The following is a 26056-nucleotide window of genomic DNA, read 5'->3' on the forward strand; positions in this document are numbered from 1 at the left end:
CCGGACGTGTTTCCCACGTCGCCGCCGGACACACGTCGCCGCGGCCACCCCACACCCCCCGCTCACTCGAACACCCTTGCCGACAATCGAGCACACGCCTACGCTGACTTTGTGCCGCCAATAAACAAAATGCGAACGCGCATCACCGTGCCGGACGACTCCCTCACCCGACTCCGTATCGCCCTCACCGTCTTCTTCGCCCTCGACGGCTTCGTCTTCGCGGGGTGGGTCGTCCGCATCCCCGCGATCAAGGAACAGACCGGCGCCTCCGCCAGCGCCCTCGGCCTCGCCCTCCTCGGCGTCTCGGCCGGTGCGGTGATCACCATGATGCTCACCGGCCGCCTCTGCCGCCGTTACGGCACCCACCGGGTCACCGTCGTCTGCGCCGTCCTGCTCTCCCTCAGCGTCGCGCTGCCGCCGCTCACCCACTCCGCGGTGGCACTCGGCGCCGTGCTCCTGGTCTTCGGCGCCGCGTACGGCAGCATCAACGTCGCGTTCAACAGCGCCGCGGTCGATCTCGTGGGCGCTCTGCGGCGGCCCATCATGCCCAGCTTCCACGCCGCCTTCAGCCTGGGCGGAATGCTCGGTGCCGGGCTCGGCGGGCTGGTCGCCGGAGCCCTGTCCCCCACCCGGCACCTGTTCGGCCTCACCGTGATCGGCCTGCTCGTCACCGCCGTCGCGGGCCGGGCCCTGCTGCGCATCCCGGCCCCGGCACCCTCGCAGGATGGGCCCCGGCAGACGTCCGCGCCCCGTCGCCGGGGCACCCGCACCCGCGGTCTCGTCATCACCTTCGGCCTGATCGCCCTGTGCACGGCCTACGGCGAGGGCGCACTGGCCGACTGGAGCGCCCTGCATCTGGAGCACGACCTGGACGCCACGCCCGGCGTCGCCGCGGTCGGTTACTCGTGTTTCGCGCTCGCCATGACCGTCGGCAGGCTGACCGGTACCAGGCTGCTCGAACGACTCGGCCAGACCCGCACGCTCGTGGGCGGCGGCACCACGGCCGCGCTCGGCATGCTGCTCGGCGCCCTCGCCCCCTCCGTCTGGGCGGCACTGCTCGGCTTCATGATCACCGGGCTCGGTCTCGCCAACCTCTTCCCCGTCGCCGTCGAACGCGCGGGCAGGCTGGCGGGCCCCGACGGAGTGGCCATCGCCTCGACCCTCGGCTACGGCGGCATGCTCCTCGGCCCGCCCGCCATCGGCTTCATGGCCGACTGGTTCTCCCTCCCCGCCGCCCTCACCAGCGTCGCGGCGCTCGCCGCCACCGCCGCGGCCATCGCACTGCTGACCCGACGCGCGGCGGGCTGAGGCGCGCACTGGGCTCAAGGCCGCTCCGACGATGTTCGCGTGCCGGCGGGGCTGTCGAGGGTCTCCGGGTGGGCTCCCGGCCAAGCTACCCATGAGCCACTTCACCGTCGAAGCGGTTTCGTATCTGACAGCCACGGGGATAGCCTGATTGTGTACGAAACAGTTTCGTTTGGATGAGGAACGCATGGACGGCAACGGCGGCGGACGTACGACCTCAGAAGGCGCGGGCTCCACCCCGCGCCGGCGCCGCAGCCGTTTGACGCCGGAGCGCCAGGCGGAGCTGTACACGACCGTCCTCGATCTGCTGCGGGAGGTCGGCTACGACAGCCTCACGATGGACGCCGTAGCCGCCCGGACCCGGTGCAGCAAAGCCACCCTCTATCGCCAGTGGAGTGGAAAGCCGCAGCTGGTCGCCGAGGCGCTGCGCCATGAGAAGCCCGCCACCCTCTCCGGCATCGACACCGGGTCCCTGCGCGGTGACTTCGCGGCGGTGGTGGCCCAGTTGAACGGGCTGCGGATGGAGCAGGACACCGCCCTGATGCGGGGCGTCCTCCAGGCCGCCCACGCTCACCCCGATCTCCTCACGGCACTGCGTGAACTGCTCGTCGTTCCCGAACTGAGCAGCCTGGAGGCGCTGTTGGGACAGGCGGTCGAGCGCGGCGAGGTCCCCGCGGACACCGCCGCCCTGTCCTACGTCCCCTACGCGCTGTTGGGCAGCCTGATCGCCCACCAGCTGCTGGAGGACACGTCGGCCGACCCGGCCTTCGTCGGGTCCTACATCGACGCCGTGGTGCTGCCCGCTCTCGGGGTCTGAGCCCGGGGAATCAACCCAGCTTCTTCAGCAGTTCGACGGCGAGGGGCGCGGAGGACGCCGGGTTCTGCCCGGTCACCAGGTTGCCGTCGACGATCACGTGGGGAGCCCAGGGCGCGGCCTCGTCGACCTGGACGCCGGCCTCGGTGAGCCGGTCCTGGAGCAGCCACTTGGCCTTGTCGGCGAGGCCCGCCTGGGTCTCCTCGGCGTTGGTGAAGGCGGCCACCCGGCGCCCGGCGAACGCGTTGGAGCCGTCGGCCTTCGTCGCCGCGAGCAGGGCGGCGGGTGCGTGGCAGACGACGCCGAGGGGCTTGCCGCTCTCCAGGGCGAGGGTGAGCAGTCGGCCCGAGTCCGCGTCGACCGCGAGGTCCTCCATCGGCCCGTGGCCGCCGGGGTAGAAGACCGCCGCGTAGTCGTCGAGGTTCACGTCCTCCAGCCGTAGCGGCTGCTGGAGTTCGGCGGCCGAGGCGAGCACCCCGGCGATGCGGTCGGCGTTCTCCTGGCCGCCGTTGACCTCGGCCGCGAGGCTGCCCTTGTCCACGGTCGGCACGACACCGCCAGGGGTGGCCACCACGATCTCGTGTCCGGCGGCCTTGAAGGCCTCGTAGGGGGCGACGGCCTCCTCGGCCCAGAAGCCGGTGGGGTGCTGGGTGCCGTCGGCCAGGGTCCAGTGGTCGGCACCGGTCATCACAAAGAGAATCTTCGACATGGTGAGACCGTAGTCCTGCCCCGCCATAGAAATCCAATAGGCTCCCGCATATGAGGGATAGGAACACCAATGGTTCCGCAGAGTCGGGGCAGACCGTCGGCGCCCCGCTGGACCTGAACCTGCTGCGGACGTTCCTGACCGTGTACCGCACCGGCTCCTTCACCGCCGCCGCCCGTCTGCTCGGCCTGTCCCAGCCCACGGTCACCACCCAGATCCGCACTCTGGAGCGGCAGTTGGGCCGCGAGCTGTTCGAGCGCCGGGCGCGGGGCGTGACCCCGGCGCCCTACGCGGACGAGCTCGCCGCCAGGATCGTGCAGCCCCTGGACTCGCTCGCCATGGTGGCCGGGCCCGCCGGGGGCGCGGACGACGTTCCGGCCGAGCCGGTGCATCTCGCCGGTCCGGCCGAGCTGCTGTCCCGGTGCGTCCTGCCCGGTCTCGCTCCCCTGGTGGACAAAGGGGTACGGCTGCGCATCACGCCGGGTCTGACCGAACCGCTCCTGGACGACTTGCGCGCGGGCCGCCACGACCTGGTGATCGCCACGTTCCGGCCACGCGGCCGCACCCTCACGGCCGTGCCCCTGAACGACGAGGAGTTCGTGCTGGTGGCCTCTCCCACCTGGGCACAGCGGCTGGGCGCACCCGCGTCCGTCGCGGCCGCGGGCGCACTGCACGGCGTCCCGCTCGTCGCCTACGCCGACGATCTGCCCATCGTGCGCCGCTACTGGCGGCACGTCTTCGGCCGACGTCTGGTCCGTCAGCCCGCGGTCACCATGCCGGACCTGAACGCGGTCAAGGCCGCGGTCGCCGGCGGCACCGGCTTCACCGTGCTCCCCCGTTATCTGTGCGTCGAGGAGCTGCGGTCAGGGGCACTGGTCCTCCTCCACGACCCCGAGGACCCGCCCCTCAACACGAGCTTCCTGGTACAGCGGCCCGGCACCTCCGGCAACCCGCACGTGGCGCTGGTCCGCGACCACCTGCTTCAGTCCGCCCGTGACTGGTGACTCTCGTCGACGTCATCCCCTGACGGCGAAGTGCTGAAGGCGCGCGAGCGGGGCATCGCCCTGGGGCACACTCACTCCATGGAGACAGCCGAGTTCATCCACATCCTGGACCGGGAAGGCCTGTTGCTCGCGTCGGCCGCCGAGCAGGCCGGACCGGACGCCAAGGTGCCGACCTGCCCGGACTGGCAGGTGCGGGACCTGTTGAAGCACACGGGGACAGTGCACCGCTGGGCGGCCACGGTCGTGGCCGGGGGACACTCCGACCGCGTCCCCTTTCCCGACCAACCCGAGCTGGACGGTGGGGAGTTGCTCGCCTGGTTTCGCGAGGGACACCGCCTCCTGGTCGACACCCTCGGCTCCGCCGACCCCGGCCTGGAGTGCTTCCAGTTCCTGCCCGCCCCGTCGCCGCTCGCGTTCTGGGCCCGTCGGCAGGCGCACGAGACAGCCGTGCACCGCTTCGACGCGGAGGCGGCCCGCGGCGGCACGCCCGAGGAGCTCGGCCGGGACTTCGCGGCCGACGGCATCGACGAGTTGCTGCGCGGCTTCCACGCCCGCGCGAAGAGCAGGGTCCGCACCGACGAGCCCCGGGTGTTGCGGGTGCGGGCGAGCGACACGGACGGCGCCGTGTGGACCGTACGACTGACGCGGGAACCGCCCGCGGCCGAGTACGGCGATGCGGGGGACGCCGACTGCGAGGTGTCCGGGCCCGCCGCGCGGCTGTATCTGGCGCTGTGGAACCGGCTGCCGTTCCCGCAGGTGACCGGGGACGTGTCGGTCGCCGGCCTGTGGCGGGAGAAGTCCGCCATCGGCTAGGACGGTTCCAACATCCTTGTCAGGACCGCGCGTTGCACCGGCAGGGCATCGCCGTGCAACGCGCGTCCCTTCGATGTGAGGGACACCCGCACGCCCCGCCGGTCCTCCGGGCACATCCCGCGCTCGACGAGTCCGTCCTTCTCCAGCCGGGCGATCAGCCGCGACAGGGCGCTCTGGCTCAGATGGACCCGCTCGGAGATCTCCTGCACGCGGTAGTCGCAGCCGCCGTCGGCCAGGACGTCCAGCACCTCGAAGTCGCTGCCGCACAGGCCGTGTTGATGAAGAGCGCGGTCCAGTTCGCACTGCGTGCGCGCGTGCAGCGCCAGGATGTCCCGCCACTGTTCCGCGAGTTCCCGCTCGGGCTTCTTCGCCGCCATGGGCGGCACCGTAGCAGAGAAGAAGAATTATTGCATCAGAATTAAATGCGTTTGCATTCGATGCACGCGCATGTAGTGTCTTCGGCATGACTTCTCCGCTCACCAACCCCGCGGACCCTTCCTCAGCGGTCCGCTGGACGCCCAGGCTCTGGGGCACCCTGCTGGTGCTGTGCGCCGCGATGTTCCTGGACGCGCTGGACGTGTCGATGGTCGGCGTAGCGCTGCCGTCCATCGGCGCCGACCTGGGCCTTTCCACCTCGACGCTGCAATGGATCGTCAGCGGCTACATCCTCGGCTACGGCGGTCTGCTGCTCCTGGGCGGCCGGGCCGCCGACCTGCTGGGCCGGCGCCAGGTCTTCCTGGTGGCCCTCGGCGTGTTCGCGGTCGCCTCACTGCTCGGCGGCCTCGTCGACTCCGGCCCGCTGCTGATCGCCAGCCGGTTCATCAAGGGCCTCAGCGCGGCCTTCACCGCGCCCGCGGGCCTGTCCATCATCACCACGACGTTCCCGGAGGGCCCGCTGCGCAACCGCGCGCTCTCCATCTACACCACCTGCGCCGCCACCGGCTTCTCCATGGGCCTGGTGCTCTCCGGCCTGCTCACCGAGGCCAGTTGGCGGCTGACCATGCTGCTGCCCGCGCCCATCGCCCTGCTCGCGCTCGTCGCCGGACTCAAGCTGCTGCCACGCAGCACCCGCGAGAAGGACCACAACGGCTACGACATCCCCGGCGCCGTTCTCGGCACCGCCTCGATGCTGCTGCTGGTCTTCACCGTCGTCCAGGCTCCGGAGTCCGGCTGGGCCTCGGCCCGCACCCTGCTGTCCTTCCTCGCCGTGGCCGTACTGCTGACGGTGTTCGTCCTCGTCGAACGGCGTTCGCCGGGTCCGCTGGTCCGGCTCGGTGTGCTGCGCTCCGGCACCCAGATCCGCGCGCAGCTGGGTGCCATGGCCTTCTTCGGCTCGTATGTGGGCTTCCAGTTCCTCGTGACCCTGTACATGCAGTCGCTGCTCGGCTGGTCGGCGCTGCACACCGCGCTCGCCTTCCTGCCCGCGGGCGCGCTGGTGGCGGTGTCCTCGACGAAGGTCGGCTCGATCGTCGACCGGTTCGGCACCCAGCGGTTGATCCCGGCGGGCTTCGCACTGATGGTCGTCGGATACGCGCTGTTCCTGGGAGTCGACCTGAACCCCGGGTACGCCGCCGCGATCCTGCCGTCGATGCTGCTCATCGGCGCCGCCTGCGCACTGGTCTTCCCGTCGCTCAACATCCAGGCCACCAACGGCGTCGAGGACCACGAGCAGGGCATGGTCTCCGGACTGCTCAACACCTCGGTGCAGGTCGGCGGTGCGATCTTCCTGGCCGTCGTGACCGCCGTGGTGACGGCGGGCGCCCCCGAGAACGCCACCCCGCAGGCCGTCCTCGACAGCTACCGCCCCGGCCTCGTCGTGGTCACGGCCATCGCCGCGGCCGGGCTGCTGATCACCCTCACGGGACTGCGCACCCCGCGCCGCCCGCAGCGGTCCGTCGTGGTCGCCAAGTCCCCTGTGCAGGAGGCGGAGCGCGTCGGCGTACGCGACTAGGGCCTGTCCGGCGGATCAGGCCGACTGCAAGCAACGGTGCCTGATCCGTGCAGGTGAGCGGGGTCTGGTGCGTGCAGCTGCAAGGCGGAGGAGGGCGTCGACGCGGAGCGTCGGCAACCGACGACAACGCCGCAGATGCGCGTGCCAGACCCCGCGACGTCGGCATGATCCGCCGGACAGGCCCTAAGGGGACGCCTCCGACACCGTGTGCCCGGCCGAGCTGCTTGCTCCGCCGGGCGCACGGCTGTGAGACTTCAAGGGTGGAGACTTACGGGGGACGCCGGAACCAGGCCGAGCGGGACGCCATCACCGTCGAGATCGGATACGCGCTGTGCAGTGCGCTGTTCGCGGCGGCCGTGCTCTTCGGGGCGGTGGCCGGACCGGCGCTGCTGTTCGAACTGCCGGGAACCGTCGAGAGGTTGCTGCTGCGCGTCGGGCTCACGATCGCGCCCGTGGTCTTCGTCGCCCGGGTGATCAGTGTGCTCGTGCGCTTCCGGCAGAGCAGCCCTCAGCCCAGCCAGCCCGGCCGCACCAACCCCGACTCGTAGGCCAGCACCACCAGTTGGGCGCGGTCGCGGGCGCCGAGCTTGACCATCGTGCGGCTGACGTGGGTCTTGGCGGTGAGGGGGCTGACGACCAGGCGGCGGGCGATCTCCTCGTTGGACATTCCGATGCCGACCAGGGCCATCACCTCCCGTTCCCGCTCGGTGAGCCCGGCGAGGGCGCCTTCGGCCGCGGGTTCCTTCGAGCGGGCCGCGAACTCGGCGATGAGACGGCGGGTCACGCCCGGCGAGAGGAGCGCGTCTCCGTCGACCACCGCCCGTACGGCGCGCAGCAGTTCCTCCGGTTCGGTGTCCTTGACCAGGAAGCCGGAGGCGCCGGAGCGGATCGCCTCGAAGACGTACTCGTCGAGTTCGAAGGTGGTGAGCATGACCACCTTCACGTCCTTGAGCGCGTCGTCCTCCGTGATGCGCCGGGTCGCGGCGAGACCGTCGAGCAGCGGCATCCGGATGTCCATCAGGACGATGTCCGGCCGCAGTTCGCGCACCTGGGCCAGCGCCTCCTCGCCGTCGGAGGCCTCACCGGCCACCTCGATGTCCGGCTGCGCGTCGAGCAGCGCCCGGAAGCCGGCCCGCACGAGTGACTGGTCGTCGGCGAGCAGTACGCGGATCACCGGTCGTCCTCCTTGGCCTTCACCTCGAGCGGCAGTACGGCGAGCACCCGGAACCCTCCGTCGGGACGCGGGCCCGCCTCGATCGTGCCACCGAGTGCGGCGGCCCGCTCCCGCATTCCGGCCAGACCGTTGCCGCTGCCGCCCGCGTCGGTGCCGGTCGCGGGACCGTCGTCGTCGATACGCAGCCGTAGCGCCTCGCCGTCGTGTTCGAGCCGCACCCGTGCGTGCCGCGATCCCGAGTGCCGTACGACGTTGGTGAGCGCCTCCTGGACGATGCGGAAGGCGGCGAGGTCCGCGCCGGGAGGCAGACCCGGCGCCGATCCCTCCAGCTCGACCGTGAGGCCCGCGCCCGCCGCCTGGGACACCAGCTCGGGCAGCCGGTCGAGGCCGGGCGCGGGGGCGCGCGGCGCGTCACCCGGCGTGCGCAGCGTGTCGAGCACCTGGCGCACCTCGCCGAGCGCCTCCTTGCTGGCGGCTTTGATGGTGGTGAGCGCGGTGCGGGCCTGTTCGGGGTCGGTGTCGAGAAGTGCGAGGCCGACGCCGGCCTGGACGTTGATGACGGAGATGCTGTGCGCGAGCACGTCGTGCAGCTCACGGGCGATCCGCAGCCGCTCCTCGTCGGCGCGGCGCTGTGCGGCCCGGGCCCGCTCGGCGCGGTCCCTGGCCCACTGTTCGCGCCGGGTCCGGGCCAGCTCCGAGAGGGCGACGATCGCGACGACCCAGGCGGCGATCACCCCCTCCTGCCCCCAGGGGGCGGCCGGATCCCCGGAGGGCGGCAGCCACTGGTAGAGCCAGTGGGCCACCAGGACGTGTCCGGCCCAGAGCATCCCGAGCGCGGCCCAGGCGGCCTTGCGGTGCCCGGCCACGATGGCGTTGAAGCAGGCGAGGGCGACGGCGAGGAACACGGGCCCGTACGGATACCCGGCCCCCAGGTAGACCATCGCGGCAGCCGCCGTACCGAAGACGACGAGCACCGGCTGCCGGTGCCGCCACAAGAGCAGCCCGGCGCCGATCACCAGCAGCACCCGTGCGAACACATCGAGCGGGGCCCGCTCCCCGACCTGCTGCTGGGCCGCGTAGTTCGACCCCCCGAGCACGAAGAACGTGAGCAGCAGGGTGGACGGCCACGGCCACCGGGCCGCCCTGCCCTCATCACCCGAGCGCTTCCACCACGGCGGCCCCTGCCGCCACCACCGCGGCGGACCGCCCCCGCGTACGCGCTGCTCACCGTCCATGACAGCCACGCTAGACGCCACCCGCCGGCCGAGGCGTCACCCGAGCGTGGCGATCACACGTACTCCCGACGAAGTACGTCGGCCTCCTTGACACGCAGGCGGCGCGGCGGGCGCGGCGCCCACCCGTCACGCCAGCCCCACGCCCCGCGCCAGTTGCGTCACCGCATGCCGGAAGAACCGTTCGCGGTCCTCCACCACCCGGTTGAACTGGCCGAACAGCTCGAACCCGATCAGGCCGAACAGCTGGGCCCAGGCGGCGACGAGTGCGGTGACGACCTCGGGTGGGAGGTCGGGAGCGAGGTCGGCGGCGATGCGTTCGGCCTCGGGGCGCAGTTCGTCGGCGAGTGCTGGCCCGGTCAGGCCGGGGCCGCGGTGCGCATCGCGGGTGATGCCGATGAGGAGGAGACCCACGCGGGAGGCGGCCGGGACCGTCGTCTGCGGTGCGGTGTAGCCGGGGATCGGGGATCCGTAGATCAGGGCGTACTCGTGGGGATGTGCGAGCGCCCACCCGCGTGCCGCCTCGCACACCGTCACCCAGCGTTCCATGGGTCCCGCCTGCGCTACGGCCGCGTGCGCGTGCTCCGCGCTCTCGCCCAGCGAGTCGTAGGCGTCGATGATGAGAGCGGTCAGGAGGTCGTCGCGGCTGGCGAAGTAGCGGTAGAGGGCGGAGGAGACCATGCCGAGCTCACGGGCCACGGCCCGCAGCGAGAGCTTGGCGGCGCCTTCCGCGGCGAGCTGTCTGCGCGCCTCGTCCTTGATGGTGGCGGTGACCTCGATCCGGGCTCGGGCGCGGGCGCCTTGTGCTGTACTCATGGGCTTCAGTCTCCCACGAAATGAGAGCGGTGCACACAAACGAGAGCACCGCTCTTGCCGTGACGCCCCACCCCGTGCCAGACTGAACACCGGAGGAGAGCAGTGCTCACAAAAGAGAGCAACGCTCTCCCGAATCTTGGGGGTCACATGTCCACGCACGTCCAGAAGCCCGGCTGGTTCACGGTCAACGTCCTCAACCGCACGGTGGCCTTTCTGACCCGTCGTGGGCTCAGCGTCTGGGGCTCACGCGTCCTGGCCGTCCGCGGCCGCAAGAGCGGCGAGTGGCGCACCACCCCGGTGAATCTGATGACCGTGGACGGCGAGCAGTATCTGGTCGCCCCGCGCGGCCACGTCCAGTGGACGCACAACATGCGTGCGGCCGGCGGCGGCGAGCTGCACCTGGGCAAGAGGGTGGACGCCTTCACCGCCACCGAGGTCGCCGACGACGAGAAGGTCCCGCTCCTGCGCGCCTATCTCAAGCGCTGGAAGGCCGAGGTCGGCGTCTTCTTCAACGGCGTCGGTCCCGACTCCCCCGACGCCGACCTGCTCCGCATCGCCCCCGACCACCCCGTCTTCCACGTCACGCTCACGAAGTGACCTCGCCGGCCGCGGGTCGCTCGGGACGCGGGTCCAGCGCGGCCAGCGCCCGCTGGGCCATCGGCCGGCCCCGGACGAGCTCGCCCAGCGAGGTCGAACCCTGGGTGATCTCCCTGAACGCGTTCCACGCGGGCCGGAAGCCCGTCAGCGCGGCGTGGAACAGGCCGGGACGGCGCTCGAACGCGGTCAGCATCCGCTTGCCGACGCTCATCTCCACACCGAGGCCCGCCTTGACGGCGAACGCGTAGTTCAGCGCCTGGCGCCGGGTGTCCACCGCGTCGTGGGCCTCGGCGATCCGCACCGCCCACTCCCCCGCGAGCCGCCCGGAGCGCAGCGCGAAGGAAATGCCCTCGCGGGTCCACGGCTCGAGCAGCCCCGCCGCGTCACCGCACACCAGCACCCGTCCGCGCGAGAGCGGCGAGTCCTCGGCACGGCAGCGGGTCAGGTGGCCGGAGGAGATGCTGGGTTCGAACCCGGCGAGACCGAGCCGACCGATGAAGTCCTCCAAGTACCGCTTGGTGGCCGCGCCTTCACCGCGCGCCGAGATCACCCCAACCGTCAGGGTGTCCCCCTTGGGGAAGACCCAGCCGTAACTGCCGGGCATCGGGCCCCAGTCGATGAGCACCCGCCCCTTCCAGTCCTCGGCGACGGTCTCCGGCACCGGGATCTCCGCCTCCAGGCCGAGGTCCACCTGGTCGAGCTTCACCCCGACATGCGCTCCTATCCGGCTGGCGCTGCCGTCGGCCCCGACGACCGCCCGCGCGAGCAGTGTCTCGCCGCCCTGGAGGACCACGGCGACCGTACGTCGGTCGGGCACCGACGAGCCGTGCTGCTCGACGCGCTGGACGGTGACGCCCGTGCGCAGCTCGGCGCCGGCCTTCTGCGCGTGCTCGACGAGCTGCTGGTCGAACTCGGGCCGGTTGATCAGCCCGAACAGCATCTGCTTGGAGCGCCGGGTCCGCGTGAAGCGGCCGTTGTTCGAGAACGTGACCGCGTGCACCCGGTCCCGGAACGGCAGCTCGAAGCCGGGCGGCAACGAGTCCCGCGAGGGACCGATGATGCCGCCGCCGCACGTCTTGTACCGCGGCAGCTCGGCCTTCTCCAGCAACAGCACACGCCGTCCGGCCACCGCCGCCGCGTAGGCGGCCGAGGCCCCCGCGGGTCCCGCGCCCACCACGACGACGTCCCACACCCGCTGTCCGTCGTCCTGCACGCCGTCCGCCGAAGAGTCGTCCGCCGAGGGGCCGTCCGCCGCGGAGTCGCCCGCCGAAGGGTCGCCCGCCGAAGTGTTCTCGCTGCTCACGATGGTCTGCTGCTCCCGATCAAGCCATTGCCGCACCTGTCCCCCGCATCCTACGGCGGGCCCGCCCACAGACCACTGTGGGAGGATCTACGGCACTCACAGATACAACGTCGCACCCACAAGGAGCGTGCCCATGTCGTCGAATCCGGTCGCCGAGACCGTCGCCTCGCTGATGCCCAGGGCGCGGGCGGAGCTCACCGAACTGGTGGCGTTCAAGTCGGTGGCGGACTTCGACCAGTTCCCGAAGAGCGAGAGCGAGGCCGCCGCCCGCTGGGTCGCGGACGCGCTCACCGCCGAGGGATTCCAGGACCTGGCGCTGCTCGACACCCCGGACGGCACACAGTCCGTGTACGGCTACCTGCCCGGCCCCGCGGGCGCGAAGACGGTCCTGCTCTACGCCCACTACGACGTGCAGCCGCCGCTGGACGAGGCCGGCTGGACGACCCCGCCCTTCGAACTGACCGAGCGCGACGGCCGCTGGTACGGGCGCGGAGCCGCCGACTGCAAGGGCGGCGTGCTCATGCACCTGCTCGCGCTGCGCGCCCTGAAGGCCAACGGCGGGGTCCCGGTCCACGTCAAGTTCATCGCCGAGGGCTCGGAGGAGCAGGGCACGGGCGGCCTGGAGCGGTACGCCGAGGAACATCCCGCGCTCCTGGAGGCGGACACCATCGTCATCGGCGACGCGGGCAACTTCCGCGCCGGACTGCCGACGGTCACCGCCACCCTGCGCGGCATGACCATGCTCCGCGTCCAGGTCGACACGCTGGAGGGCAACCTCCACTCGGGCCAGTTCGGCGGCGCCGCCCCCGACGCGCTGGCCGCACTGATCCGCGTACTGGACTCGCTGCGCGGGAAGGACGGCACGACGACGATCGACGGGCTCACCCCGGACGCGTCCTGGGACGGCCTGCAGTACGACGAGGAGCAGTTCCGGGCGGACGCCAAGGTCCTGGACGGCGTCGAGCTGATCGGTGACGGCACGGTCGCCGACCGCATCTGGGCCCGCCCGGCCGTGACGGTCCTCGGCATCGACTGCCCGCCGGTCGTCGGCGCCACCCCATCGGTCCAGGCGAGCGCCCGTGCGCTGGTCAGCCTGCGGGTACCGCCGGGCATCGACGCGGCCGAGGCGACCAAGCTGCTCCAGGCGCACCTGGAGACGCACACGCCGTGGGGCGCGCGCGTGCGCACCGAGCAGATCGGCCAGGGCCAGCCGTTCCGCGCGGACACCACCAGCCCGGCGTACGCGGCCATGGCCGACGCGATGGCGGTGGCCTACCCGGGCCAGGAGATGCAGTACGCAGGCCAGGGCGGCTCCATCCCCCTGTGCAACACCCTCGCGGCGCTCTACCCGCACGCCGAGATCCTCCTCATCGGCCTGAGCGAGCCCGAGGCTCAGATCCACGCCGTGAACGAGAGCGTCTCCCCCCAGGAACTGGAGCGCCTGTCGGTGGCGGAGGCCCTGTTCCTGCGCAACTACGCGGCGAGCTGATCCGACGGCTCTGCTGTCCGCAGAAGGCCCTCGTCGACGAACGGGGGCCTTTCTACGGTCGTCCCATGGACGTCATCGAGCTGCTCCCGCACCTCCACCTCCTGCGCTTCCCGGTCGGCCAGGCCTATCTCTGGCGCGACGGCGACGAGTCGACCCTGATCGACGCCGGCCCGGCCGGATCCGCCGCGTCGATCGCCGCCTGTCTGCAAGGGCGCCTACGACGGGTCGTGCTCACGCACTTCCACGAGGACCATGTCGGCGGGGCGGGCGAGTTGGCCGCTCTGACCGGCGCCGAGGTGCTGGCACACCACCTGGACGCGCCCGTCGTACGGGGTGAAGTCCTTGGCCCGTCCCCTGTGTTCGAGGACTGGGAACGCCCTCTGCACGCGGAAGCCCTACGACACCTGCCGCGGGGCGAGTTCATGAGGCCGTCGCAGCTCACCGAGCTGTCCGACGGTGACGTCCTCGACGTCGGCGGCGGGGCCAGGGTCGTCCACGTGCCCGGCCATACACCCGGCAGCGTCGCGCTCCATCTCCCGGAGCACAGGGTGCTGTTCACGGGGGACGCGGTGGCCGCCTCGCCGTTCGACGGAAAGGTGATGCTGGGCGTGTTCAACGTCGACCGCGCCCAAGCCCTGAACTCCTTCGCGAAGTTGGCAGCACTCGGCGCGAACATCGCGTGCTTCGGTCACGGGGACCCCATCATGGGGCCATGGTCTCCCCCGCACGCCTGAGCACCCACGCCGACACCGCCACCTCCCTCGCCCTCCTGAGCGACCGCGACCTCACCGACCTCATGGCGTCCGGCACCCCCGCGGGCACCGGAATCGGTGGCCGCGCGACGCTGCTGGAGGTGGACGGCGTACGGGTCTTCGTCAAGCAGGTGCCGCTCACCGACATCGAGCTCGAGCCTGACAACGTCCGATCCACCGCGAACCTCTTCGACCTGCCGCCCCACCTCCACTACGGCATCGGCGCGATCGGCAGCCCCGGCTTCGGCGCCTGGCGTGAGCTGGCCGTGCACGAGATGACGACCGACTGGGTGCGCTCGGGCAGTTTTCCGGGCTTCCCGCTGCTGCACCACTGGCGGGTGCTGCCCGGCATCCCGCAGCCGTTGCCCGAGGCACTCGCCGACGTGGAGCGGGCGGTGGCCTACTGGGGAGGTTCACCAGGCCTCAGAGAGCGCGTCGAGGCCCTGCGCACGGCGTCCGCGAGCCTGACCCTGTTCCTGGAGTACGTGCCGCACACCCTCCACGACTGGTTCTCCGCCCAACTGCGCACGCACAACGCCGAGTTGGCCTGCGTCCTCGTGGAGCAGGGCCTCGAAGCCGTCACCGGCTTCCTCCGCGAGCAGCGGCACCTCATCCACTTCGACGCCCACTTCGGCAATATCCTCACCGACGGGCACCGGCTCTACCTCACCGACTACGGACTGTCCCTGTCCAGCCGCTTCCAACTCTCGGCGCAGGAACGCGACTTCGAGACCCGCCACCACCGCTACGACCGCGCCTACGCCCTCTCCTACCTGGTGCACTGGCTGGTCGTGGACCAGTACGGCCTCGCCAGGGACGAACGCGAGGACTTCATCCGCACGTGCGCCGACGGCAACCGCCCCGAGGGAATCCCCGAGGCCGCCGCCGCGCTCATCTCACGCCATGCCCGACTGGCGGCCGTGGTGGGCGACTTCAACCGCCGGCTGGAACAGGAGAGCAGGCTCACCCCCTACCCTCACGACGAAGTCGACGCGCTGTCCCCCGACGCGGTCAGCGCCGGATCGAGCACGATGTCCTCCTCGCGGGCCTCGACGCTCGGCTCCTCCGGGAAGTGACAGGCAGTCAGGTGACCTTCCGCGTTTCCTGCCACCCGCACCAGCGGTGGCTCCTCGGTCGCGCACCTGTCCTGGGCCTTCCAGCAGCGGGTACGGAAGCGGCAGCCGGACGGTGGGTCCACCGGCGAGGGCACGTCCCCGGCGAGCCGGATGCGCTCGCGTCGGCGGACGCCGTCCGGATCGGCCTCGGGCACCGCGGACAGCAGTGCGTGGGTGTAGGGGTGCCTCGGCCGCGTGTACAGCGTCTGCCGGTCGGCGACCTCGATGATCTTGCCGAGGTACATCACCGCGACGCGCTCGCAGAAGTGCCGTACGACAGCGAGGTCATGGGCGATGAAGACGAACGCGATGCCGAGCTCCCGCTGGAGGTCCTGGAGCAGGTTGACGATCTGCGCCTGGATGGAGACGTCCAGCGCCGACACCGGTTCGTCGGCCACGATGAGCTTGGGCCGCAGCGCGAGGGCGCGGGCGATCCCGATGCGCTGGCGCTGGCCGCCGGAGAACTCGTTGGGGTAGCGGTTGTAGTGCTCGGGGCTGAGGCCGACCGTCTCCAGCAGTTCCTGGGCGCGTTTCTTGTGGCCCTGCGGCGGGTTGATGCCGTTGAGCCGCATCGGCGTCTCGACGATCGTGCCGACCGTGTGCCGGGGGTTCAGTGAGGAGTACGGGTCCTGGAAGATCATCTGGAGGTTCCGGCGAGCCTCCTTCATCCGGTTCTCCGGGGTGTGGGAGATGTCCTCGCCGTCGAACACGACCTTCCCGGCCGTGGGTTCCAGCAGCCGGGTGATCAGGCGGCCCGTCGTCGACTTGCCGCAGCCGGACTCGCCGACCAGACCGAGCGACTGGCCCGCGCCGACCGTGAAGTCGATGCCGTCGACGGCGTGCACGGCGCCGATCTGCCGCTGGAAGACGATGCCGTGGCGGATCGGGAAGTGCTTGGTGAGGCCGCTGACGTCGAGCAGGTGCTCCCCGGCTGCGGGCTGAGTGGTGCTCACGGCATGCTCCTGTTCGTCCGCCGCGGTCACTGCGCGGTCCCGGCGGCCGTGCGCACGCGGATCTCTTGCCTGGTCTCGGGGGTGAGGTGGCAGGCGGCGAGGTGCCGGCCGGTGCCGGGGACGGCCACCAGTTCGGGCCGCTCCGTCGCGCAACGCCCCTCCGGCACCCAACCCTTGTAGGTGCAGCGGGGGTGGAAGGCGCAGCCTCCGGGAGGGTTGATGAGGCTGGGCGGTGACCCGGCGATCGGGTTCAGGCGCCGTTCGACGTCCCCGGTGATCTGCGGCATGGACTCCAACAGCCCCCAGGTGTAGGGGTGCTGGGGTTCCTTGAGCACGTCGTGCACGGTGCCGTACTCGATACGGCGGCCGCCGTACATCACCAGGATGTCGTCGGCGATGTCGGCCACCACGCCGAGGTCGTGGGTGATGAGGATGACCGCGGAGCCGAACTCCTCCTGGAGATCGCGGATCAGGTCCAGGATCTGTGCCTGGACGGTGACGTCCAGGGCCGTCGTCGGCTCGTCGGCGATGAGCAGTTCGGGGTCGCAGACCAGGGCCATGGCGATCATGGCGCGCTGGCGCATGCCGCCGGAGAACTGATGGGGATAGTCCCGGACCCGGAGTTGGGGCTGCGGGATGCCGACCCGTTTCAGCATCTCCACGGCACGCTCCCGGGCCTCCTTCTTCGAGACCCTGTGGTGGACCCGGTAGGCCTCGGCGATCTGGGCGCCGACGGTGAAGTAGGGGTGCAGGGCGGACAGCGGGTCCTGGAAGATCATGGAGACGGTCCGGCCGCGCAGCGCGCGCATGTCGTGCTCCGGGAGGGCGACCAGGTCCCTGCCGTCCAGCCGGATCTCCCCGGAGACGACCGCGCGCGTGCCCTTGTGCAGCCCGAGCAGGGCCAGCGAGGTGACCGACTTCCCCGAGCCGGACTCGCCGACGATGCCGAGGGTGCTGCCCTTGTCCAGGGTGAAGGAGACTCCGTCGACGGACTTGACGATCCCGTCCTCGGTCGGGAAGTGCACGCGCAGGTCCCGTACGTCGAGGAAGGGGGCGGCCGCGGGATCGACGTCCGCCGGTTGCGGTGAGGTCTGGAGGGACACGGGGTTTTCCTTGCTGCGGTGAGGGGGCTCAGGCGAGGCGGACACGGGGGTCGACGAGGCCGTAGACCAGGTCGACGACGACGTTGGCGAGCACGACGAAGGTGGCCGCGAAGAGCGTGGTGCCGAGGATGACCGGCAGGTCGGAGTTCTGCACCGAGTCGACCGCGAGCTTGCCGATGCCGTTGATGCCGAACACCGACTCGGTGATGACCGCGGAGCCGCCGATCAGCGAGCCGACGTCCATGCCGAAGATGGTGAGGATCGGGGTGATGGCGGCCCGCAGGCCGTGCTTGAGGACGACCTTGCCGCTGGACAGGCCCTTGGCCCGGGCGGTGCGCATGTAGTCCTCGGCGAAGACCTCCAGCATGGAGGAGCGGGTGAGCCGGGTGTACAGCGCGAGGTAGACGATGACCAGGGTGGCCCACGGCAGGATCAGGCCCTCGAACCAGGCGCTCGGGTCCTGGGTGATCGGGGTGTAGCCGGAGGCGGGCAGGATCTGCCACTTGTCGACGAACAGGTAGAGCAGCAGCAGCCCGACGAAGTAGATCTGCACGGAGACACCGAGCAGGGCGAGTCCCACCGCCGCCTTGTCGGCGGCCTTGCCCCGGCGGACGGCGGCGAGCGTGCCGAGGCCGACGCCCAGGATCAGGAAGAACACCGCGGCGCCGAGTCCGAGCGAGAGGTCCGCGGGGAAGTCGCCCAGCAGGGTACTGAGGACGGGGGTGTCGGTCTGGAAGGAGATGCCGAGGCAGGGCGCGCCGCAGTGCACACGCAGGCTCTGGTCTCCGTAGTCACGGCCGGCGAAGAGGCCCTTGAAGAACTCCCAGAACTGGGTGAGGAAGCTCTTGTCGAGCCCGAGCGAATGCTTGATCTCGGTCAGCCGGGAGGGCGAGCAGGTCTTGCCGCAGGCCAGGAGTGCGGGATCGGACGGCAGCGCGAAGAAGATCACGAAGGTGATCACGGTGATCACCAGCAGGATCGCGGCCGCTGCCAGCAGGCGCCGGATGAGGTAACGAACCATGTCGTGCTGGACCCTGACGTGAGAGGGGGTGCCCGCCGGCCGGGGACCGCCGGCGGGCCGAGGAGGAGTGCGTCAGCTCTTGACGTACACGTGGACGAGGCTGGGCTCGGCGAGGATGGGGTCCGGGATGACCCCGCCGACCTTGGAGCCCGCCAGTTCGCTGAAGTTCATGTACATCAGCGGGACCACGGCGGCGTCCTTCATGATCTGCTCGTCCAGGGCGCCGTAGGCGGCGTCGGCCTGCTTGACGTCGGTCATCTTGGCGATCTTGTCGATCTGCGCGTTGACCGCGGGGTCGTTCAGGTACGACAGGTCCTGGTTGGACTGCGGCAGCTTGGCGATCTGCCGTCCGTCGAAGAGCACGGGCAGCACGGTGGAGGCGTTCGGCCAGTCGGCGATCCAGTCGCCCCAGGTCAGGTCGTACTGGTTCTTCACGTTGTCGATCGTGCTGAAGTAATTCGCCGCGTCGATCGGCGTGATGTTCACGGTGACACCGATCTTCGCGAGCGAGGTCTTCACCGCGTCGGCGAAGTGCTCCTGGGTCGTGGTGTTCTCCACCGCCAGCGACATGGTGAGCTTGGGGTTGCCGGCCTGCTTCATCAGCGCCTGGGCCTTGGTGAGGTCGCCCGCGGGGTTGGTGCTGTAGAGGTTGGACTTCCGGTAGCCGCCGATACCGGGGCTGAGCATGGTGCTCGCGTAGCCGCCGTACGCCGAGCCGCCGAACGCGCCGCGGACGGTGGTCTTGTCGATCGCGTCCTCGATGGCCTGACGGACCTTCAGGTCCTTGACCCGGGTGGTGTTGATCGCGAGGTAGTTGATGCCCGGTGCCGGGATGTTGTAGAGGCGCGACTTCAGGGAGGGGTCACTGGAGATCGTCGTCAGGTCGGAGCCCGCGATCGGCCACTGCATGATCGAGGTCTGGGCGGTGCCGGCGTCGGACTTGATCTGCTGGTCGATCGCCGACTGGTCCTGACCGAGCTTCACGTCGATCTCGTTGACGTTCTGCTGCCGGATCGGGTCGGTCGACTGCTTCCAGTGCGTGTTCCTGACGAGGACGACTTCCTTGTTCTTGGTGTACGACTTGATCATGTACGGCCCGTCGGACCAGACGTGTGTGTCGTACGTGGCCCCCGTGTCATGGGCCTTGGGCACCCCGGACCAGCCCGGCATGGCGGTCGTCTCGTTGAAGTCCGCGACGGGCTGGCCGAGATGGAACACGATCGTGGACGCGTCGGGCGTCTGGATGGAGGCGAGCTCCTTGCCCGAGTAGGGCCCCTTGTAGGAGGAGCCGCCGACCAGCCACTGACTGGCGTACGGCGGACCGCCGTTGATGTCGGGCGAGAAGGTCCGCTCGACGCCGTACTTGACGTCCTGCGCGGTGACCGCCGTGCCGTCCTGCCAGGTGACGCCCTTGCGCAGGTGGAAGGTCCACACCGTGTCGCCCTTGCTGGGCGTTCCCGTGTCGGTGGCCAGGTCGCCGACGAGCCTGGGCTGGGAGCCGGCCTCGTCCCAGCCGGTCAGGGTGCGCACGAGCTCCTGGTCCATGCTCGAACCCTCGGTCGTGTAGACGCGCTGCGGGTCGAGGTGGTCGAAGTCGGCGTGGTCGAGGACGGTCAGCGTGCCGCCCTTGGTCGGGGAACCGCTGCCGGTGGTGCTGGAGGAGCCCCCGCATGCGGTGGCCCCCAGGGCGATCGCCACGGCGGTGGCCGCGAGCGCGATCGTGCGCCTTCTGCGCGTCATTGGGTAACACTCCGTTTCTTTTACGGCTCGGCGGTGCGACCCGAGTGGGGGCGTGCACGCCGGTGTTGAGGGGACCGCGTCAGCTTCGGGCCGCGCGGGGATCGAGGGCGTCCCGGACTCCGTCTCCGAGGAGGTTGAGCCCGAGGACGAGGACCAGGAGCAGGACGCCGGGGACGAACAGGTACATCGGGTCCTGGAGGAAGTACTGGGAGGCGTCCGACAGCAGCGCCCCCCAGTCCGGGTTGGGCGGGATGACACCCACGCCGAGGTACGACAGGGCCGCCTCGGTGGTGATGTTCTGCGGGACGGCCAGCGCGAAGGAGATCAGGACCGGCGCCCACAGGTTCGGCAGCAGCTGGCGGAAGAGAATGTGCCACCGGCCGGCGCTCATGATCCGCGCGGCGTCGACGAACTCCCGTTCCCGCAGCGACAGGACCTGCCCGCGCACCAGCCGGGCGGTGTAGGCCCAGGCGAACACCGCGATGTTGAGGACGAGGACCAGCAGCCGGAGGTTCTCGTCGGTGCCGCCGTGGCTGTTGGTCTGCATCGCGTTCTGGATGACCGGGGTCAGCGCGATGATGAACAGCAGCTGCGGGAAGGCCAGCATCACGTCCATGATCCGCGACAGCACGGAGTCGACCCAGCCTCCGGAGTACCCCGCCGCGAGGCCCGCCACGACACCGACGACGGTGGACAGCACGGCCGAGGCGAAGCCGACGAGGAGCGAGGTGCGCAGGCCGTAGACGATGCGGGCGAACAGGTCGTAGCCCGTGCCCGGTTCGACCCCCAGCAGGTGCGTGAGGCCGATGCCGCCCAGCGCGCCGCGCGGGAAGTTGCCGGTGTCCGGGTCGATCGCCTTGCCGTCGGGGGTGATCGGCCCCCATCCGGTGATCGCCGTCAGGACCGGAGCCAGCAGCGCGACCAGGATGAACAGGACCGTGATCACGAACGCGACCAGGGTGACCTTGTCCCGTCTGATGCGCCGCCAGGCCATCCGGGCGGGCGAGCGACCGGTGATGACCGTGCCGTCGCTCCGCGGTTGCGGCGACGGTTCACCGGCTTGCGTGGTGCCGGTGTCGGCGGGCATCGGCTGCTGTTGCGTCGTCATCGTGCGGACGTCCCGGGTAGGTGCTGGGCTGGCGCGGAGTTTTCGCCGTCGCCGGCGGACAGGGTCTCGTCATGGGGCTGTTGGCCCACTGGGGGAAACTGAGCGGACTGTCGCAACACGCCGAGAGGCCGGTCAAGGCGGAAAATGACCGAAAAGGGGATTGTTTGCGCTCGTTGCCAAGAGTTGACGAGGGCGGGAAGTCTCGTTAGCTCTGACATGGAGGTATCGCGACGATTCCCTTGGCGGGTTCTCGCCCTCCGCTTGCCTGAGTCGAACATTCCTCGAACATGGCGAAGCCCCGTCGGCACCGCATGCCGACGGGGCCTGCCCGGACGTCAGCCGATCGGAACCCCGGCCTCCAGGTACAGCGCGGCACCGCGTTCCCGGGCCCGCAGCGCCCACCGCAGCCGCTCGTAACGCACCGGCGGCAACAGCTCGGCGGCCTCCTCCTCGCTGGCGAAACACCAGCCGCGCAGCTCGGGACCGGGGAGCAGAACGGCCCCCGCCCGGGCGGAGTCGAGCCGGCCGCCGTCGAAGAGGAGGCGCAGTCCGCCGTATCCGGGAGGCGCGGGCGGTTCCCAGTCGACGACGAGGAGACGCGGTACGTCCTCCAGCTGGATGCCGGTCTCCTCGGCGACCTCGCGCACACCGGCCCGGGCAGGCGCCTCGCCGGGCTCGACGACACCGCCGGGGAACTCCCAGCCGGCCTTGTAGGTGGGGTCGACGAGCAGCACCCGGTCGTGCTCGTCGAAGAGGAGGACACCGGCGGCCACGGTCTCGGCGGTGGGCTCGGGGGTCTGCACGATGTCGCACACCGGCACGGTCCCGGCGCCGAGGTCCTCGGCGATGCGGGCGGCCGTCTCGTACGGGGTGAGCGCGCCGGTGTCGATCAGGTGGGCGTCGGCGGTGAGCCAGGAGGCGAGGGCGGCCCGGTAGGGCTCGATGTGGTCGTACGCCCAATGCCCCCGCCCCATCTCGCCGGGCGGCAGGGTCGGCGGGGTCTCCCGCCCGGCTATTCGCTCGCGCAGGATCGTTTCCGCCGGAGCGAGGAGCACATGCCGGACGGCGATCCGGCGGGCGGCGAGGCCGCCGAAGATCTCGTCGCGGTACTCCTGGCGCAGCAGGGTCATGGGGACCACGAGGGTCCCGCCGAGCTCGGCGAGCATCGCGGCCGCCGTGTCGATCACCAGACGTCGCCAGATCGGCAGGTCCTGGAAGTCGCCGACCTCGGTGAGGTGCTTGGGCGGCAGCAGACGTACGACCGCCGCGCCGATGTCCTCGGGGTCGAAGAGCGTGCTGTTCGGGATCAGTTCGATCAGTTCCCGTGCGGCGGTGGTCTTCCCCGCACCGAACGCGCCGTTGATCCAGACGATCACGGACTCCCCCTCTTCTGTTTGGCCCCCTGAGGCTTGCCCGCTCCACCCTGCCACGGAAACCAGCCGCAGATGAGGGCGCACAAACGCGGCACCGGGGCCCCTCGTCCGAAGGGGCCCCGGTGCCGCGGCGCGCGCAGGCCTCGTCAGCCGTTCCCCCCGAGGGCGGACCCGTCCACACCGTCCAGACTGTCGCTGGCGACGGTGTGGTCGAGGCTGCTGAGGGTCTTGTCGACGTCGACGCGGTCGAGCTCCTCACCCACGGCGTGCGAGGGAGTGACCGCCGCGACGACGAAGCCGGTGGCGAGGGAGGCGATGGCGAGCATGCTGCGCTTCTTCATGGCCTGATCAACGTCGCCGGACGGAATGGGTCACGCCCCCGTACGCCGTGCCGCTCTCTTCCACCACAGTCCAACACGTCCTACCTTTAACCCACACCGGATGACGCGTACATGCCGTCATCGCACCTTCTGCCGGTTCGGAGGAACGTAACGATGCGTCACCTTCACACCCGCACAACCCGCCGAAGGATGGTCACGGCACTCACCGTGCTGCTGTTCGCGGTGCCCGGGGCTCCCGCGGTCGCGGACGAGGAGAGGCCGGCGTCACCCGCCCTGGCCGACGGCCTGGCCCTCACCCCGCCCATGGGCTTCAACAACTGGAACTCCACCCACTGCCGGGCCGAGTTCAACGAGTCCATGGTCAAGGGGATCGCGGACATCTTCGTCGAGAAGGGCCTCAAGGACGCCGGGTACCAGTACGTCAACCTCGACGACTGCTGGGCGCTGCCGGACCGGGACGCGGACGGCAAGCTCGTCCCGGACCCGGCCCGCTTCCCGAACGGGATCAAGGCCGTCGCCGACTATGTGCACTCCAAGGGCCTCAAGCTCGGCATCTACACCAGCGCGGGCACGAAGACGTGCAGCAGCGTCGGCTTCCCGGGCGCGCTGGGCCACGAGTACAGCGACGCCCAGCAGTTCGCCGACTGGGGCGTCGACTACCTCAAGTACGACAACTGCAACAACCAGGGCGTGGACGCCAAGCTGCGTTACACGACCATGCGCGACGCTCTCAAGGCGACCGGCAGACCCATCGTCTACAGCATCTGCGAGTGGGGCCAGAACAAGCCCTGGGAGTGGGCCGCGGACGTCGGACACCTGTGGCGCACCACCGGGGACATCAGCGACACCTGGGGCTCGATGCTGTCGATCCTCAAGCAGAACCTGCCGCTGGCGCCCCACGCGGGCCCCGGCCACTGGAACGACCCCGACATGCTGGAGGTCGGCAACGGCGGCATGACGGCCACCGAGTACCGCTCGCACTTCTCGATGTGGTCGGTCATGGCGGCCCCCCTCCTCATCGGCAGCGACCTGCGCACGGCCTCCGACGAGACCTTCGAGATCCTCGGCAACAAGGAGGTCATCGCCGTCGACCAGGACCCGCTGGGCAAGCAGGGATCCGTCATCTCCTCCGAGGGCGGACGCTGGGTCGTCGCCAAGGAGATGAAGGACGGCAGCCGCGCGGTCGCCCTGTTCAACGAGACGGGCAGCCCGCAGCGCATCGCCACCACCGCCGCGGCCGTCGGCCTGCCCGACGCCGACGCGTACACCCTGCGCGACCTGTGGCAGCACAAGAGCTACAACACCGCGGGCACGATCTCGGCGACCGTCCCGGCGCACGGAACGGTCCTCGTACGGGTCTTCGCCGACCGCAGGTGGAACCAGCACCCGCCCGCCGTCGAACTCGGCCTGGACGGCAGTCCGTTGGTCCAGGCCGGCACGCGGGCCGCGTTGACGACGACCGTCACCGACCTGGGACGCACCCCGGCCGGGCAGGTCTCCGTACGGCTGTCCGGCCCCGAGGGCTGGGCCCTGAAGCCGACCTCGCCGACCACCTCCAAGACCCTGTCCACGGGCCGCTCGCTGCGCACGACGTGGACGCTCACCGCTCCAGAGGGGACGCCGACGGGGTCGTACGACCTGACGCTCAGGGCGAGTTACCGCTCACCGGCCGGTGTCCGGGTCGAGACCGTGCTGCCGTTCACCGCGACCGTGGTGGTGCCGCCGCCGACGGGGACCTCGGCACTCGGTGACCTTCCGTGGCTGTCGGCCGCCAACGGCTACGGTCCCGTGGAACGCAACACCAGCAACGGGGAGAGCGCCGCAGGCGACGGTCATCCGATCACCCTGGGCGGGGTGGTGTACGCCAAGGGGCTCGGGGTGCACGCGGAGAGCGCCGTCGAGTACTACACGGGCGCGGCCTGCGAGACCGTCACCGCCGACGTCGGTGTCGACGACGAGAAGGGCGCGAACGGCACCGTCGCCTTCGAGGTCTGGGCGGACGGCACCAAGGTGGCGTCCACCGGCGTCCTCACCAACGCCCTGCCGGCCGAGCCGCTCACCGCGGGCATCACCGGCGCCCGGCTGGTCCGGCTCGTCGTCACCGACGGCGGGGACGGCATCGACTCGGACCACGCGGACTGGGCGGACGCGCGGTTGAGCTGCTGACGCCTGGCGGCCGGGTCTGCGGACCCGGCCGCCAAGTGAACGTTTCTGCCGACCTCGCCGGCACCTCGCACCGCCCCGGCGTCAAACCGCCGCCGCCGTGTCCGCCTGCTTCGCGAGCGCCGCCGCGGCCGCGCCGACCAGCCCCGCGTCCGTGCCCATCTGCGCGGGCACGATCGTCAGGCGCTGGACGAAGGAGAGGGTCGCGTAGTCGCCCAGCGCCTTGCGCAGCGGTTCGAAGAGGACGTCACCCGCCTTGCCGACCCCGCCGCCGATGACGGCGATGTCGATCTCGACGAGGGTCGCGGTGGCGGCGATACCGGCGGCGAGCGCCTGGGCGGCCCGCTGGAAGGAGGCCACGGCGACCGGATCGCCGCCCCGGGCCGCGTCGGCCACCGCGGCGGCGGACGTGTCGCCGTCAGGACCGGGCCGCCAGCCGTTCTCCAGCGCGCGCCGGGCGATGTTCGGACCGCTGGCTATGCGCTCCACACAACCGCGCGAACCGCACGGGCACGGGTCGCCGTCGAGGTCGACGCTGATGTGCCCGATGTGCCCGGCGTTGCCGGTGGGCCCGGCGTGCAGTTGGCCGTTCAGTACAAGGCCGCCGCCCACACCGGTCGACACGACCATGCACAGCGCGTTGTCGTGTCCACGGGCGGCGCCCTGCCAGTGCTCCGCCGCCGTGATGGCCACACCGTCGCCGATCAGCTCGACGGGGAGTCCGCCGGCCGCCGCACGGACCCTGCTGACCAGCGGATAGTCGCGCCATCCTGGCACGTTCACCGGGCTCACGGTGCCGGTGGAGGCGTCCACCGGGCCCGCGCTGCCGATGCCGAGGGCGCTCGCGCGCGCCCACAGCGGCGAGTCCGTGAGCTCGCCGAGGGTCTCCTCGACGGCGCGCATCACAGTGTCGCCGTCCTCCTGCGCGGGCGTGGCGCGCTGTGCCCGGAGCAGGATCCGGCCGTGGCCGTCCACCAGCGCTCCGGCGATCTTGGTGCCGCCGATGTCGAGCGCAGCCACGAGGTCGGTGTGCATCAGTGTCAGTTCTCCCCGGTTCAACCTTGAGGAATGGACAGGCCGGACTCGCGGTGGGGCGCAGGCCGACAGATTGCGGTGGACAGTGTCTCCCGGTTCTGACAACGTTGTCCAGGCTCTATGCTCGACGCCACATCCTCATACAAAA

Annotated in this window: 25 protein-coding genes; 11 read left to right on the plus strand and 14 right to left on the minus strand. The window is 70.7% G+C overall.

Annotation, left to right across the window (positions count from 1 at the left end; all coding sequences use genetic code 11):
* Positions 1-129: 129 nt before the first annotated feature.
* Positions 130-1308: an MFS transporter gene (locus tag ACIBJB_RS28830; RefSeq protein ID WP_398934582.1), complete on the plus strand. Its 1179-nt coding sequence runs from the start codon at positions 130-132 to the stop codon at positions 1306-1308.
* Between the two features lie 184 nt (positions 1309-1492).
* A complete protein-coding gene (locus ACIBJB_RS28835) occupies positions 1493-2122 on the plus strand; it encodes a TetR/AcrR family transcriptional regulator (protein ID WP_398934584.1) in 630 nt (209 codons plus the stop codon).
* 10 nt (positions 2123-2132) lie between these two features.
* Here ACIBJB_RS28835 and ACIBJB_RS28840 read toward each other — a convergent pair whose 3' ends face one another.
* Entirely contained in the window at positions 2133-2828 is a 696-nt protein-coding gene (locus ACIBJB_RS28840; protein ID WP_398934586.1) for a type 1 glutamine amidotransferase domain-containing protein, read from the minus strand.
* A gap of 50 nt (positions 2829-2878) precedes the next feature.
* On the opposite strand from ACIBJB_RS28840, the gene ACIBJB_RS28845 reads away from it, so the two are divergent.
* Both ACIBJB_RS28845 and ACIBJB_RS28850 read left to right on the plus strand, forming a co-directional pair.
* Positions 2879-3829, plus strand: a complete 951-nt coding sequence (locus ACIBJB_RS28845; protein ID WP_398934588.1) for a LysR family transcriptional regulator — start codon at positions 2879-2881, stop codon at positions 3827-3829.
* A gap of 78 nt (positions 3830-3907) precedes the next feature.
* Positions 3908-4642, plus strand: coding sequence for a maleylpyruvate isomerase family mycothiol-dependent enzyme (locus tag ACIBJB_RS28850; RefSeq protein WP_398934590.1), 735 nt, complete (start codon positions 3908-3910; stop codon positions 4640-4642).
* Here ACIBJB_RS28850 and ACIBJB_RS28855 read toward each other — a convergent pair.
* Positions 4639-5019 carry a MarR family winged helix-turn-helix transcriptional regulator gene (locus ACIBJB_RS28855; RefSeq protein WP_398934592.1) on the minus strand — a complete coding sequence of 127 codons (381 nt, stop codon included), beginning with the start codon at positions 5017-5019 and terminating at the stop codon, positions 4639-4641. The genes ACIBJB_RS28850 and ACIBJB_RS28855 overlap by 4 nt on opposite strands.
* A gap of 86 nt (positions 5020-5105) precedes the next feature.
* Here ACIBJB_RS28855 and ACIBJB_RS28860 point away from each other — a divergent pair, with 86 nt between their 5' ends.
* The gene (locus ACIBJB_RS28860) at positions 5106-6593 is read left to right on the plus strand and encodes an MFS transporter (RefSeq protein WP_398934594.1); all 1488 of its coding nucleotides are present in this window, start codon (positions 5106-5108) and stop codon (positions 6591-6593) included.
* 260 nt (positions 6594-6853) lie between these two features.
* On the plus strand, positions 6854-7141 hold the full coding sequence (locus ACIBJB_RS28865; protein ID WP_398934596.1) for a DUF6332 family protein: 288 nt from the start codon (positions 6854-6856) through the stop codon (positions 7139-7141).
* Here the strand turns inward: ACIBJB_RS28865 and ACIBJB_RS28870 are convergent.
* The 3 genes from ACIBJB_RS28870 to ACIBJB_RS28880 form a co-directional block, all read right to left on the minus strand.
* Positions 7102-7767, minus strand: a complete 666-nt coding sequence (locus ACIBJB_RS28870) for a response regulator (protein ID WP_398934598.1) — start codon at positions 7765-7767, stop codon at positions 7102-7104. The two genes, ACIBJB_RS28865 and ACIBJB_RS28870, sit on opposite strands and share 40 nt — an antisense overlap.
* Positions 7764-9002 carry a sensor histidine kinase gene (locus ACIBJB_RS28875; RefSeq protein WP_398934600.1) on the minus strand — a complete coding sequence of 413 codons (1239 nt, stop codon included), beginning with the start codon at positions 9000-9002 and terminating at the stop codon, positions 7764-7766. The genes ACIBJB_RS28870 and ACIBJB_RS28875 overlap by 4 nt, the downstream gene beginning before the upstream one ends.
* 126 nt (positions 9003-9128) lie before the next feature.
* A complete protein-coding gene (locus tag ACIBJB_RS28880; RefSeq protein WP_398934602.1) occupies positions 9129-9815 on the minus strand; it encodes a TetR/AcrR family transcriptional regulator in 687 nt (228 codons plus the stop codon).
* A 147-nt stretch (positions 9816-9962) separates the two neighbouring features.
* Between ACIBJB_RS28880 and ACIBJB_RS28885 the strand changes: the two genes are divergently transcribed.
* Complete coding sequence (locus ACIBJB_RS28885; protein ID WP_398934604.1) at positions 9963-10412, plus strand: nitroreductase family deazaflavin-dependent oxidoreductase; 450 nt, start codon at positions 9963-9965, stop codon at positions 10410-10412.
* On the opposite strand, the gene ACIBJB_RS28890 is transcribed toward ACIBJB_RS28885, so the two are convergent.
* Positions 10402-11625 carry a geranylgeranyl reductase family protein gene (locus tag ACIBJB_RS28890; protein WP_398934666.1) on the minus strand — a complete coding sequence of 408 codons (1224 nt, stop codon included), beginning with the start codon at positions 11623-11625 and terminating at the stop codon, positions 10402-10404. The genes ACIBJB_RS28885 and ACIBJB_RS28890 overlap by 11 nt on opposite strands.
* A gap of 223 nt (positions 11626-11848) precedes the next feature.
* Between ACIBJB_RS28890 and ACIBJB_RS28895 the strand changes: the two genes are divergently transcribed.
* From ACIBJB_RS28895 to ACIBJB_RS28905, 3 genes are all read left to right on the plus strand, one after another.
* On the plus strand, positions 11849-13204 hold the full coding sequence (locus ACIBJB_RS28895) for a dipeptidase (protein ID WP_398934606.1): 1356 nt from the start codon (positions 11849-11851) through the stop codon (positions 13202-13204).
* Between the two features lie 65 nt (positions 13205-13269).
* A complete protein-coding gene (locus ACIBJB_RS28900; protein ID WP_398934608.1) occupies positions 13270-13938 on the plus strand; it encodes an MBL fold metallo-hydrolase in 669 nt (222 codons plus the stop codon).
* Positions 13917-15032 carry a protein kinase family protein gene (locus ACIBJB_RS28905; protein ID WP_398934610.1) on the plus strand — a complete coding sequence of 372 codons (1116 nt, stop codon included), beginning with the start codon at positions 13917-13919 and terminating at the stop codon, positions 15030-15032. The genes ACIBJB_RS28900 and ACIBJB_RS28905 overlap by 22 nt, the downstream gene beginning before the upstream one ends.
* On the opposite strand, the gene ACIBJB_RS28910 is transcribed toward ACIBJB_RS28905, so the two are convergent.
* From ACIBJB_RS28910 to ACIBJB_RS28940, 7 genes are all read right to left on the minus strand, one after another.
* Complete coding sequence (locus tag ACIBJB_RS28910; protein ID WP_398934612.1) at positions 14933-16054, minus strand: ABC transporter ATP-binding protein; 1122 nt, start codon at positions 16052-16054, stop codon at positions 14933-14935. The genes ACIBJB_RS28905 and ACIBJB_RS28910 overlap by 100 nt on opposite strands.
* Positions 16051-17127: an ABC transporter ATP-binding protein gene (locus ACIBJB_RS28915; RefSeq protein ID WP_398934614.1), complete on the minus strand. Its 1077-nt coding sequence runs from the start codon at positions 17125-17127 to the stop codon at positions 16051-16053. The genes ACIBJB_RS28910 and ACIBJB_RS28915 overlap by 4 nt, the downstream gene beginning before the upstream one ends.
* Positions 17128-17155: 28 nt before the next feature.
* A complete protein-coding gene (locus ACIBJB_RS28920; protein WP_398934616.1) occupies positions 17156-18148 on the minus strand; it encodes an ABC transporter permease in 993 nt (330 codons plus the stop codon).
* A 72-nt stretch (positions 18149-18220) separates the two neighbouring features.
* Positions 18221-19888: an ABC transporter substrate-binding protein gene (locus tag ACIBJB_RS28925; protein WP_398934618.1), complete on the minus strand. Its 1668-nt coding sequence runs from the start codon at positions 19886-19888 to the stop codon at positions 18221-18223.
* Positions 19889-19967: 79 nt separating this feature from the next.
* Positions 19968-20996: an ABC transporter permease gene (locus ACIBJB_RS28930; protein ID WP_398934620.1), complete on the minus strand. Its 1029-nt coding sequence runs from the start codon at positions 20994-20996 to the stop codon at positions 19968-19970.
* A gap of 335 nt (positions 20997-21331) precedes the next feature.
* Positions 21332-22372: an NUDIX domain-containing protein gene (locus tag ACIBJB_RS28935; protein ID WP_398934622.1), complete on the minus strand. Its 1041-nt coding sequence runs from the start codon at positions 22370-22372 to the stop codon at positions 21332-21334.
* 143 nt (positions 22373-22515) lie between these two features.
* On the minus strand, positions 22516-22710 hold the full coding sequence (locus ACIBJB_RS28940; protein WP_398934624.1) for a hypothetical protein: 195 nt from the start codon (positions 22708-22710) through the stop codon (positions 22516-22518).
* A 189-nt stretch (positions 22711-22899) separates the two neighbouring features.
* Here ACIBJB_RS28940 and ACIBJB_RS28945 point away from each other — a divergent pair, with 189 nt between their 5' ends.
* Positions 22900-24876: an NPCBM/NEW2 domain-containing protein gene (locus ACIBJB_RS28945; protein ID WP_398934626.1), complete on the plus strand. Its 1977-nt coding sequence runs from the start codon at positions 22900-22902 to the stop codon at positions 24874-24876.
* 81 nt (positions 24877-24957) lie between these two features.
* Here ACIBJB_RS28945 and ACIBJB_RS28950 read toward each other — a convergent pair whose 3' ends face one another.
* Positions 24958-25908, minus strand: a complete 951-nt coding sequence (locus ACIBJB_RS28950) for an ROK family protein (protein WP_398934628.1) — start codon at positions 25906-25908, stop codon at positions 24958-24960.
* Positions 25909-26056 lie beyond the last annotated feature (148 nt).

This window comes from Streptomyces sp. NPDC050759 (assembly GCF_044456945.1).
Classification (GTDB): domain Bacteria; phylum Actinomycetota; class Actinomycetes; order Streptomycetales; family Streptomycetaceae; genus Streptomyces.